This window comes from Streptomyces lonarensis (assembly GCF_012033735.1).
Classification (GTDB): domain Bacteria; phylum Actinomycetota; class Actinomycetes; order Streptomycetales; family Streptomycetaceae; genus Streptomyces; species Streptomyces lonarensis.
Genome location: NZ_JAAVJD010000169.1, coordinates 1 through 11,329, shown reverse-complemented (window position 1 = coordinate 11,329; position 11,329 = coordinate 1). Strand labels below are relative to the sequence as shown.

The following is an 11,329-nucleotide window of genomic DNA, read 5'->3' as shown; positions in this document are numbered from 1 at the left end:
GGCCCGGGTGCCGGTACGGCACCCGGGCCCGGAGGTGTCAGCTCGCGGAGGCGAGCCGGGTGAGCGCCGCGTCGATGCGTGCGAGAGTGCGGTCGCGCCCGAGGATCTCCAGGGACTCGAAGAGCGGCAGGCCGACCGTGCGGCCGGTGACCGCCACGCGCACCGGTGCCTGCGCCTTCCCCAGCTTCAGCCCGTGCGCCTCACCAGCGGCCAGCACCGCGTTCTTGAGCGCCTCCGCCTCCCATGCCGACGCCGCGATGCGCTCACGCGCCGTGGCGAGCAGCTCGGCAGCCCCGGGCTTCATCGCCTTCTCCCAGGACTTCTCGTCGACGGCCGGCTCCGGCAGGAACAGGAAGTCGACGTTGTCCGTGATGTCGGAGAGCACCGTGAGGCGGGTCTGGGCCAGCGGCGCGAGGGCGGCGAAGGCCTCGGCGTCGAACTGCTCGGGCTTCCAGGGCGCGAACGGCGCACGGAGCCAGGGCTCGCAGGCGGCGGTGAACTCGTCCACCGGCAGCTCGCGGAGATGGACCGCGTTGATCGCCTCGGCCTTCTTGAGGTCGAAGCGTGCCGGGTTGCCGTTGACGGCGCTGATCTCGAAGGCGTCGGCCATCTCGCGCAGCGTGAAGATGTCGCGGTCCTCGGCGATCGACCAGCCCAGCAGCGACAGGTAGTTGAGCAGGCCGGCGGGGAGGAAGCCGCGCTCGCGGTAGAGGTTGAGCGAGGCCTGGGGGTCCCGCTTGGAGAGCTTCTTGTTGCCCTCCCCCATGACGTACGGCAGGTGGCCGAACTCCGGGACGGCGCCGTTGACCACGCCGATGTCGGCGAGTGCCCGGTAGAGCGCGATCTGCCGGGGCGTGGAGGACAGCAGGTCCTCGCCGCGCAGTACGTGCGTGATGCCCATCAAGGCATCGTCGACGGGGTTGACCAGCGTGTACAGGGGCGCCCCGTTGGCGCGGACGATGCCGTAGTCCGGCACGTTGTCGGGGGTGAAGGTGAGCTCGCCCCGCACCAGGTCGGTGAAGGTGATGGCCTCGTCGGGCATGCGGAACCGCAGCACGTGGCTGCGCCCCTCCGCCTCGTGGGCGGCGCGCTGCTCGTCGGTGAGGTCGCGGCAGGCGCCGTCGTAGCCGGAGGGCCTGCCTGCGGCGCGGGCCTCCTCACGGCGCCGGTCGAGCTCCTCGGTCGTGCAGTAGCAGCGGTAGGCGTGGCCGGCCTCCCGGAGACGGGTGGCGATGTCGGCGTAGATCTCCATCCGCTGCGACTGCCGGTACGGGCCGTGGGCCCCGGGCGCGGTGCGGGTGGCGTCGAACGGCTCGGGGCCTTCGTCCCAGTCGAGGCCGAGCCAGCGGAGCGAGTCGAGGAGCTGGTGGTAGGACTCCTCCGAGTCGCGGGCGGCGTCGGTGTCCTCGATCCGCAGGACCAGGGTGCCGCCGTGGTGGCGGGCGAAGGCCCAGTTGAAGAGGGCGGTGCGGATCAGTCCGACGTGCGGGTTGCCCGTGGGTGAGGGGCAGAACCGTACGCGGACGGGCGGGAGGGCTGCGCTAGTCACGCTTCACGACCTTGTTGGTGAGGGTTCCGATGCGTTCGACGGTGACGGCGACCTCGTCGCCGACGGTGAGGGGGCCGACACCGGCGGGGGTGCCGGTCAGGATGACATCGCCGGGGAGGAGGGTCATCGCCTCGCTGATGTGGACGACGAGGTCCGCGATGGAGTGCACCATGTCGCTGGTGCGTCCCAGCTGCCGCTGCTCACCGTTGACGGTGCACATCACGGCGAGGTCGCCGGCGGCGTCCAGGTCGATGTCGGTCTCGACCCAGGGGCCGAGGGGGCAGGAGGCGTCGAACCCCTTGGCGCGGGCCCACTGCCCCTCGGTCTGCTGGGTGTCGCGGGCGGTGACGTCGTTGGCGCAGGTGTAGCCGAGGATGACGTCGGCGACGCGTTCCCGCGGGACGCGACTGCACATGCGGCCGATGACGACGGCGAGCTCGGCCTCGTGGTGGACGTTCTGCGAGAAGGTCGGGTAGGGCACGGGGTCGCCGGTGCCGACCACGGTGGTGGACGGTTTGAAGAACACCACCGGGGCCTCGGGGACGGTGTTGCCCAGCTCGCGGGCGTGCTCGGTGTAGTTGCGTGCGACGGCCACGACCTTGCTCGGCAGGACGGGCGCCAGCAGTCGGACCTCGGCCAGCGGCACCTTGTGGCCGCTGCGCTCGAAGTCGCCGAACGGGTGGCCCTTGATCAGTTCGACGAGCTGCCCGCCTTCGTCGGCCGGGTCTCCTTCGATGATGCCGAAGCCAACGTTTCCGTCGATGGAGAATCTGGCGATGCGCACGAAAGGTGCTGCCCTTCACTCGGAGGCCGGAGCGCGTTCGATGTCGGCGCGCGCCGGGCGGTGCGTCGTTGTGCCGCAACAGGGTATCGGCCGACGTCGCACGGCATGCGGCTCCGGGTGCGGACACGACGGCGCCCCCGCCGATGGGGGGCGGGGGCGTGCCGGCCGTGCCGGGCACCGGGCGGCACGGCCGCCGGTGGTGGTTCAGCGCAGGCGTGCCATGAGGGCGTGCTCGACCAGCGTGATCAGCGCGGACTTCGCATCCGACCGATGCCGCGCATCCGTCGTGATGATCGGCGCGTCCGGCCCGATCTGCAACGCCTCCCGCACCTCCTCCGGAGAATACGGCTGATGCCCGTCAAACCCGTTCAACGCGATCACGAACGGCAAACCGGAATTCTCGAAGTAATCAACCGCAGGAAAACAATCCGCAAGACGCCGCGTGTCGACCAGCACCACCGCACCGATCGCACCACGCACCAGATCGTCCCACATGAACCAGAAACGATCCTGCCCCGGCGTACCGAACAGATACAGAATCAGATCCTGATCCAACGTGATACGACCGAAGTCCATCGCCACCGTCGTCGTGGTCTTACCACCGGTGTGCGTCAGATCATCGATCCCCGCAGACGCAGACGTCATCACCGCCTCGGTCCGCAGCGGATTGATCTCCGACACAGCCCCCACGAACGTCGTCTTACCCACACCGAGCCCGCCCGCGACCACGATCTTCGCCGACGTCGTAGACCGCGCCGCGGCCCCGGAACCTGCCGGAGCCGCACCGCCCCCACCGCTAGAGCTTCCGAAGTCCACTGAGCACCCTTTCAAGCAACGTCACATCAGGCTGACCACCCGGCTCACCCTCATGACCAGGCTGATGAATAGCGACAAGCCCGGCCTCCGCCAGATCGGCGACCAGAATCCGAGCCACACCCAACGGCATCGCCAACAACGCCGAAACCTCGGCAACCGACTTGACCTCGGCCATGCAGAGTTGGCAGATCCGCTGGTGTTCGGGCAACAGCCCTTGAAGCTGGACCGGTTCGACGCTGGTACTGACCAACGCCTCGATGGCCAGCTGGTACCGGGGCCTGGTCCGGCCACCGGTCATCGCGTACGGACGCACCAGTGGCTGATCGCCGTCATCGTCGTACGGCCCGTGCTGCGTGCCGTAGGAACCCTGTGAGGCGGGCGGGGTCGTCATAGCTCCTCCGGGTGGACATGAGGTCGGCGATGCGGACAGTGGTGCTCATGTGGGGGAGCTGGGTCAGTTGAGGATGCTCGTCTGGAGCTCGGCCCGCAGGTCGGGGGTGAGCACGGCACCGGCACGGTCGACCAGGAGCGCCATCTCGTACCCGACGAGGCCGATGTCGGCGTCGGGGTGCGCGAGCACCGCCAGCGACGAACCGTCCGAGATCGACATGATGAAGAGGAAGCCGCGCTCCATCTCCACCACCGTCTGGTTGACCACGCCGCCCTCGAAGATCCGGGAGGCGCCGGCCGTCAGCGAGGTCAGCCCGGAGGCCACCGCCGCCAACTGGTCGGCACGGTCACGCGGGAAACCCTCGGACAACGCGAGCAGCAGACCGTCGGCCGACACCACCACCGTGTGCGACACCCCGGGGGTGTTGGACACGAAGCTGGTGATCAACCAGTTCAGGTTCTGGGCCGCCTGACTCATCGGGCTGTTCATCAACGCTCCTGCCGGTAGGGGGAACCGAGTCCCTGTCCGGTGTTCTCGCCACCGGTCGTCGTTCCCGCCTGACGGCCCTGCTGGATGCCGCGGCGGAGATTGGTCAGTCGGCCGCGGACATCGCTCGGGGAACGGGAGACCTGCGGGCCGGTCGGGGCCACCTGGGTCTCCTTCTCCTTCGCGGTTCCGGCGACCAGGTTGGCGCGGGGTACGCGCCGGGGAAGCCCCGAGGTGGTGACGCCGCCGGCGGCCGGGGAGCGCAACTGCTCCGCGCGGCGCCACCGCTCGTCGTTCGGCGACTCCCAGGAGGGCCCGGTGCCCGCGGCTCCGCTGCCGACCGCCGGGGCGGCCGACTGCTCGGGCCGGGACGGGGGCAGCTCGCGCGGAGCGGAGCGTTCCGGGCCGCTGGAGGGCGTGGCGGGCGGCTGGGGGGCCTGCGGGGCCGCCGGGGCCTCACGGGGCAGCTCGTGCGGCTGCGGAGCGCCGTTCCGGGCACCGAACCAGGTCGACTCGACCTGCTCGAAGATCGGGGTGCGCTCCGACGGGCCGCCGGCGCCGTAGTGCGCCTGGGGCGCCACCTGCTCCTGCTGCGGCGGCGGGGTGTACTGCCCGAAGAGGTCATGGGACGCCTCGGACTGCTGCGAGCCGATGGCCGGCATCTCGGTGGTGGGCTGGTGGTCGCCCGGCCCGGGACGGCCGTACCCGTGTGCCTGGCCGTGCTGGCGGCCGTCCTGAGGACCCGCCTGCGCCCCGTGGGGGTCGGCGTACGCCCCGTGCTGGTGCTGACCCTGCTGGGCCGCGTGCGGGTCCTGGTGGACGCCGAACGGTCCCGTGAGCTCCCCGGTGTCCCCGGGCGAGGAGACGGGGCTCGTGAACTCCGCCGTGCCGGTCGGACCGTGGTGGCCCGTCGGTGCGGAGTAGCCGCCGGGGGCTTCTTGGTCGTGACCGGGCTGCTGACCGGGGTGGCCCGGGCCGCCGGGGCGGCCGTGGGGCCGGCCCTGCCCGGGCGGCAGTGCACCGGCAGCGGGGTGGCCGCCGTCGACCGCCGGGAACTCTCGCGTGGCGGAGAAGTCGTCGGTGGCCGGGTACTGGCCGCCGCCGAAGCCCTGGTCGTGCCCGCGCGGCGCCTCGTTGTCCTGCACCGGGGGTATTCGCCCGGTGTCCTCGCCGCGGCTGGCCCAGCTGGGGCGGTCCTGCGGGCGGCCCGGGGCTCCCGCCCCGTGCGGCTGCCCCGCGGGGCCGGGCTGACCACCGGTCGGCGGCACGGCCTCCTGGGGGCGGCCCGTGCCGGGCCGAGAGGGGAGCGCCGCACGGGCGGGCGGTGCGGCCATCTGGTTGCGGTTCGGGGGGCCGCCGACCTCCGCGTCGCCGGGCTGGCGCCGCGGCGGGGTCTCGCGACGGAGCGTCGCCGAGGGCGGCTCGGCCGCGCCCCGTGCGGCCGCGCCGTTCGGGGCCGGCTTGGGCCGCCCGGCGGTCTGTGCGACCTCAGCGGGAAGCATGACCAGCGCGGTCGTGCCGCCGGAGTCGGAGGGACGCAGCTGGATGCGGATGCCGTGCCGCAGCGACAGGCGGCCGACCACGAACAGGCCCATGCGGCGGGAGACGGAGACGTCCACCGTCGGCGGGTTGGCCAGCCGCTCGTTGATCTCGCCGAGGTCCTCGGGCGACAGGCCGATGCCCGTGTCGTGGATCTCGACGAGGATGCGGCCGTCGGGCAGCGCGTGACCGGTGACCTTGACCTTCGTCTGGGGCGAGGAGAACGACGTGGCGTTCTCCAGCAGCTCCGCGAGCAGGTGGACGAGGTCGTTGACGACGCGGCCGGCGACGTCGGTCTTGGGGACCGCCGACAGCTCGATCCGCTCGTACTGCTCCACCTCGGACGCCGCGGCACGCAGCACGTCGACGAGGGGCACGGGGCGCGTCCAACGACGTCCGGGCTCCTCACCGGCGAGGACGAGAAGGTTCTCACCGTTACGACGCATACGGGTCGCGAGGTGGTCGAGCTTGAAGAGCGACGCCAGCTGGTCGGGGTCGGCCTCGCGGGACTCCAGTTCGGAGATGAGCGAGAGCTGGCGCTGGATCAGGCCCTGGCTTCGGCGCGAGAGGTTGGTGAACATCGCGTTGACGTTGCCCCGCAGCAGCGCCTGCTCGCCGGCGAGTCGGACCGCCTCGCGGTGGACATCGTCGAACGCCTCGGCCACCTTGCCGATCTCGTCCCGGGTGTGGACACCGACCGAGGCCACCGAGGTGTCGATGTCCTGCGGGTCGGCCTCGCTCATCTGGCGGACGACCTCGGGCAGGCGGCGGTGGGCCACTTCCTGCGCCGTGTCCTGCAGTCGCCGCAGCGACCGCACCATGGAGCGCGCGACGACGAAGGCGCCGACGAGGGAGATGCCGAGGACGAGGATGATGACGGCACCGTTGAGGATGGCGTCGCGCTGCGCCTCGTCACGCAGCTCCTCCGCCTGGCGCTCCATCTCCGCCAGCAGGGTCTGCTCGATGGAGTCCATCGCGTCGACCTTGGAACGGAGGAGGTCGTAGGCGTCCTGGTCGGAGAGCTGCTCGTCGGCCAGCGCGTCCTCGGCGTCGAAGACGCGGTCCGCAAGCTGACCGGCGCTCACCACGTTGGCGATACCGCCGTCGAGCGGCTCGGTGATGGCGCTGTCGCCGTAGAGCTGCTGGAAGCTCCGCATCGACGCCTGCTCGTTCTGCTGCGCCGTCTTGCCGTAACGCCAGTCGCTGCCCGAGAAGCCTTCGCCGCCCCGGGCGGAACCGCCACTGATCATGGCGCGCTGGATCGAGGCGTATTCCTTGGCCGCGGAGAACGCCGCCAGCGCGCGGGTGGAGTTGATCATCTCCTCGTTGCTGGTCGCCAGGGCCATGTCCTGGGAGAGCGCGAGGAGGGAGTCGATCAGCTCGTTGTAGCGGCTGACGGTCTGGGATATGTACGCCGGGTCGTCGTACGCCTCGTCGCGGATGTCGCGGAGCTGGTTGAGCTGACGCCCGATGCTCAGAACGCGGTTGCTGATGCCGGAGAGGGTGCTGTCGTCCCGGTCGATGCCGAGCGTGGCGTCGGCGAAGGCGGAGCGGGCGCTGTCGGTCCGGTCCCGCAGCGTGGCGATGTTGCTCGCCTTGGCGCTGGTGTTGTCCGCGATCAGCGGCCCCGCGGACCGGTCCCGCTCCTCCTGGAGCGCGGTCGCCAGGCGGGTCGCCTGCCGCGTCATGTCGGTGAGCAGCTGCATGTTGTCCAGCTGCTCGATGTCCTGGTTGGTGTCCTGGATTCGGAAGACACCGAGCGCGGTCGCCGCAACGACGGGAAGAGCGATCAGCGAGACCAGGCGGGTGCTGATGCGCCAGTTGCGCATCGCCAACCGGGAGCCGACGGCGTTGGCCTCGGCGGGGTCGGTCTCGGGGGCCGGGCTCTCGCCGACGCGCTCGGGGGCGGCGTCGTCGGTGCTGCCGGCGGCATGGAGGGGCTCACCACCGTGGGGCTGCTGCCCTGTCGCCGGGCTGCTGCCCGACGGACCGCTGGGCCCCGCCTCCCCGGTGGCACTGCCTTCCTTCTTGAAACGTCCCTGCACTAGCGTCGCAACCTCTGGACAAGGCGCCCCGCCGCTGCTGCGGCGGAACGGTGTTGAACCTGGAGCCAGAAGCTCCGTGGCGGTCGTGGGTGACCTTAGCGTCCCCGGATCGGCCGTTGACGTGGTGGTGGTGTGCACCTGCGGCGTGACGGTCGATATCCCACGCGGTCCGTGGAATTCCAGCACAGAGCCACATCTCCAACAAGGGCCGGGATCACTCCTGGGCCATGAATGACGCTCCGCGCGCACCTCGCCACGAGCCGTGGGGGGCAAGTTCGGATGAAGCGGACTTTTGCTCGTCACCGCATCGTCGCCATCGCAACCGGGGGCCGGCGGACAGGGCCGGCGGAGATCGACAACCACACCGCTTGTCCCGGTTTGCACCGGCGCCCCATCTCCCCGGAATGGCGCCTTTGCATCCCTCCTCGTGATGAACCTCACAGGCGATCACCTGGGGCTTCGGCGTGGCGGAGCGCCACCCCGCCCTAGCCTCTGGTGGATGAGCCGTCCGGCGACGAACAAGAGCAGGACCGACGAAGAGGCAGACCTCGTGAAGACGACACTCAGCAACCGCCCCACCGCCAACCCGCGCCGCACCACGCTCGTGCACCTCGCGGACACCTCGGACCTCACGCCGGAGGCCGGCCCCGTGGCGGAGTCGGTCGTGCTGCCGACGCAGACCGCCAACCCGCGCCGCACGACCCTGGTGGACCTGCCCACCGAGTGAAGGGGAGGCGGAGGGCCGGTGCCGGGGGGCGCGGGTCCACCGCACGGCATGGGGCGTCGTGTCGCTCCCGATGCACGAGGGCCCGGTAGGAGCCGACGCTGTCGGCCCTCCCGGGCTTTCGCCGTTTCCGTACTGCTCCTCCTGCTGGCCCCTACTCCACTGACTGCGACGGCTCGGCAGGGTGCGCCGCAGAACGCCCCGCACGGATTGGCGCGCGGGATGGGACGCCGAGGCTCGGGTCGGCGCGTGGGGCGGACGCCGGGCGCCACCGCGGGCACGGGGGCGGCGGCCGGGCCGGGCTGACGCCCCGTGGGCCTGCACGGGGCGTCAGCCGCGGGACGCGGGCTGCGCACGGGGCAAGCCCGACGAGGCGGAGGCAGCCGCGGTCCTGGACCCACCGCACGGGGCGGTCGGCACCGCACGGGCGCAGTCACGCGGAGAAGGGCGGGCCGGGGCTGCCGGTCGGCAGGCAGCAGGCAGCAGGCAGCAGGCGTCGAACGACAGCAGCGGCGCTCGTTCGCACCGTGCCGTGTCGGACCAGCAGGCGCGGAAGGCACGGTGCGCTCCCGGAGCAACGCGCCGACCGCGGGCCGCGGACGAGTCCGATTGCGGGTCCGAGTCCGGCCGAGAGGTGCGGCGCGGAGAGCGACCGCGGGGCATGAGGCGCTGTGAGGAGCTGGTAGCCGGCCCCACAACGGCCCCGGCCGGACCATCCACCGCCAGGAGCAGACACGGCGCCGCCGTCGCCCCGTTCGCGGTGCCAGCGACGCGGCAGCGCCGCACGCCGAGAGGCGTACGGCGCTGCGACGGCGCTGTCGAGCGGGGCGGGCGGGCCGGCGGCGCTTGCGGGCGGGCGATCAGCCCGGTCGCCCGCTGCGGCGACGCCCCGGCGGTGGCAAAGGCGCAGGAGGTGGCGGGAGCACCGGCCGTCAGTGCTGCCAGCTGTGAGCGGTGCGGAACCCGGTGGTGCGCTCCAGTCGGCGCCAGCCGACCGAGGTGCGGTGGACGGTGGCGGCGCGCGGTGCGGTCTCGCGGGCGCGACCGGCGCGAGCGAGCAGCAGGGCGGTGACGGCGGCGAGCTCCTCGTCGCTGGCACTCCCCCGCTCGACCCGCACCAGGTTGGTGTCGGTGGACATGTCGTTCTCCCCTCAGGTCTGTGTCGATGCGATCGGTCGGGCGCCGCTCGGCCCTCGGGCGGAAGCGGCGGCCGCGTCACTGCGGCGGGTTGCCGTGCTTCCGGGAGGGCAGGTCGGCGTGCTTCGTCCGCAGCATCTCAAGCGAGCGGATGAGGATCTCCCGAGTGCTGGCCGGGTCGATGACATCGTCGACGAGGCCGCGCTCGGCCGCGTAGTAAGGATGCATCAGCTCGGCCTTGTACTCCTTGACCATGCGGGCGCGCATGGCCTCGGGGTCCTCCGCCGCCGCGATCTGCCGGCGGAAGATGACGTTGGCAGCGCCCTCGGCCCCCATGACGGCGATCTCGTTGGTGGGCCAGGCGTAGGTGAGGTCGGCGCCGATGGACTGCGAGTCCATCACGATGTAGGCGCCGCCGTACGCCTTGCGCAGGACGACGGAGATCCGCGGCACGGTCGCGTTGCAGTAGGCGTAGAGCAGCTTCGCGCCGTGGCGGATGATGCCGCCGTGCTCCTGGTCGACCCCGGGCAGGAATCCGGGGACGTCGAGCAGGGTCAGGATCGGGATGTTGAAGGCGTCGCACATCTGCACGAAGCGCGCGGCCTTCTCGGACGCCTCGATGTCGAGGACGCCGGCCAGCGACTGCGGCTGGTTGGCGACGATGCCGACGACCCGGCCGTCCATCCGGGCCAGGGTGCAGATGATGTTGGTGGCCCAGCGCTCGTGGACCTCGAGGAACTCCCCGTCGTCCACCAGTTCCTCGATGACCTGCCGCATGTCGTACGGCCGGTTGCCGTCCGCGGGCACCAGGTCGAGCAGGGCCTCGCCGGAGCGGTCCGCCGGGTCGTCGCTCTCGATGGCCGGGGGGTTCTCGCGGTTGTTCTGCGGGAGCAGCGACAGGAGGTAGCGGACCTCCTCCAGGCAGCTCTCCTCGTCGTCGTAGGCGAAGTGCGCGACTCCGGAGGTCCCCGCGTGGACGTCGGCACCGCCGAGCCCGTTCTGCGTCACCTGGGCGCCCGTCACGGCCTGCACGACGTCCGGTCCCGTGATGAACATCTGCGAGGTCTCGCGGACCATGAAGACGAAGTCGGTCAGGGCCGGGGAGTAGGCCGCGCCGCCTGCGCACGGACCGAGCATCACGCTGATCTGCGGGATGACGCCCGAGGCGCGGGTGTTGCGCTGGAAGATGCCGCCGTATCCGGCGAGCGCGCTGACGCCCTCCTGGATGCGGGCGCCCGCTCCGTCGTTCAGCGAGACAAGCGGGGCGCCGGCCGCGATCGCCTTGTCCATGATCTTGTGGATCTTCTGCGCGTGGGCCTCGCCCAGCGCCCCGCCGAAGATCCGGAAGTCGTGGGCGTAGACGAAGACGGTGCGACCGTGGACGGTGCCCCAGCCGGTGATGACGCCGTCGGTGTAGGGCTTCTTGTTCTCCAGCCCGAACCCGCTGGCCCGGTGGCGGCGCAGCGGCTCCATCTCCTGGAAGGACCCCTCGTCGAGGAGCAGGTCGATGCGCTCGCGCGCCGTCAGCTTGCCCTTGGCGTGCTGCGCCTCGGTGGCCTTCTCACTCGGCCCCCGGACCACCTCGTCACGGATCGCACGCAGTTCTGACACGCGGCCACGGGCGTCGGGTGACGGCAGGGAGGTCTGGAGCTGATCGGTCATGTAAAGACCCTACGAAACCGGCGGCCCGGAACACCTCGTGGGATCCGTACAGTCTCCGTCCCGTTTTCATGGTCCGGCCGAACAGATCGGCGGGGTCCTGCGCGGTGGGCGCGCACCCCGGGGCGCGTTGCGCGCGTGGCGGGCGGGTGCAGGGGCGCGCACGGGGCGGCCGCCGCCGGGTGGGGAACGGCCGGCG

General features: G+C 71.6%; 9 protein-coding genes. 1 reads left to right on the top strand and 8 read right to left on the bottom strand.

All coding sequences use genetic code 11. The features are described 5' to 3' along the window. Window positions 1–37: 37 nt before the first annotated feature. From gltX to HCN56_RS18575, 6 genes are all read right to left on the bottom strand, one after another. Window positions 38–1,549 (bottom strand): glutamate--tRNA ligase, encoded by a 1,512-nt coding sequence (gltX, locus tag HCN56_RS18600; RefSeq protein WP_167972630.1) that lies wholly within the window; start codon window positions 1,547–1,549, stop codon window positions 38–40. Continuing rightward, window positions 1,542–2,333, bottom strand: a complete 792-nt coding sequence (locus tag HCN56_RS18595; RefSeq protein WP_167972628.1) for a fumarylacetoacetate hydrolase family protein — start codon at window positions 2,331–2,333, stop codon at window positions 1,542–1,544. The genes gltX and HCN56_RS18595 overlap by 8 nt, the downstream gene beginning before the upstream one ends. Window positions 2,334–2,537: 204 nt before the next feature. Beyond that, window positions 2,538–3,149, bottom strand: coding sequence for a GTP-binding protein (locus tag HCN56_RS18590; protein WP_167972626.1), 612 nt, complete (start codon window positions 3,147–3,149; stop codon window positions 2,538–2,540). Continuing rightward, window positions 3,130–3,540 carry a DUF742 domain-containing protein gene (locus tag HCN56_RS18585; RefSeq protein WP_167972624.1) on the bottom strand — a complete coding sequence of 137 codons (411 nt, stop codon included), beginning with the start codon at window positions 3,538–3,540 and terminating at the stop codon, window positions 3,130–3,132. Before HCN56_RS18585 ends, HCN56_RS18590 begins: the two co-directional genes overlap by 20 nt. A 63-nt stretch (window positions 3,541–3,603) precedes the next feature. Continuing rightward, complete coding sequence (locus HCN56_RS18580; RefSeq protein ID WP_167931696.1) at window positions 3,604–4,017, bottom strand: roadblock/LC7 domain-containing protein; 414 nt, start codon at window positions 4,015–4,017, stop codon at window positions 3,604–3,606. A gap of 11 nt (window positions 4,018–4,028) precedes the next feature. Then, entirely contained in the window at window positions 4,029–7,610 is a 3,582-nt protein-coding gene (locus tag HCN56_RS18575; RefSeq protein WP_167972622.1) for a sensor histidine kinase, read from the bottom strand. 499 nt (window positions 7,611–8,109) lie between these two features. Between HCN56_RS18575 and HCN56_RS18570 the strand changes: the two genes are divergently transcribed. Beyond that, entirely contained in the window at window positions 8,110–8,337 is a 228-nt protein-coding gene (locus HCN56_RS18570; protein WP_167972616.1) for a hypothetical protein, read from the top strand. A gap of 929 nt (window positions 8,338–9,266) precedes the next feature. On the opposite strand, the gene HCN56_RS18565 is transcribed toward HCN56_RS18570, so the two are convergent. Together HCN56_RS18565 and HCN56_RS18560 are read right to left on the bottom strand one after the other, a co-directional pair. Further along, a complete protein-coding gene (locus HCN56_RS18565) occupies window positions 9,267–9,473 on the bottom strand; it encodes an acyl-CoA carboxylase epsilon subunit (protein ID WP_167972620.1) in 207 nt (68 codons plus the stop codon). 76 nt (window positions 9,474–9,549) lie between these two features. Then, entirely contained in the window at window positions 9,550–11,133 is a 1,584-nt protein-coding gene (locus HCN56_RS18560; protein ID WP_167972618.1) for an acyl-CoA carboxylase subunit beta, read from the bottom strand. Window positions 11,134–11,329: the final 196 nt, after the last annotated feature.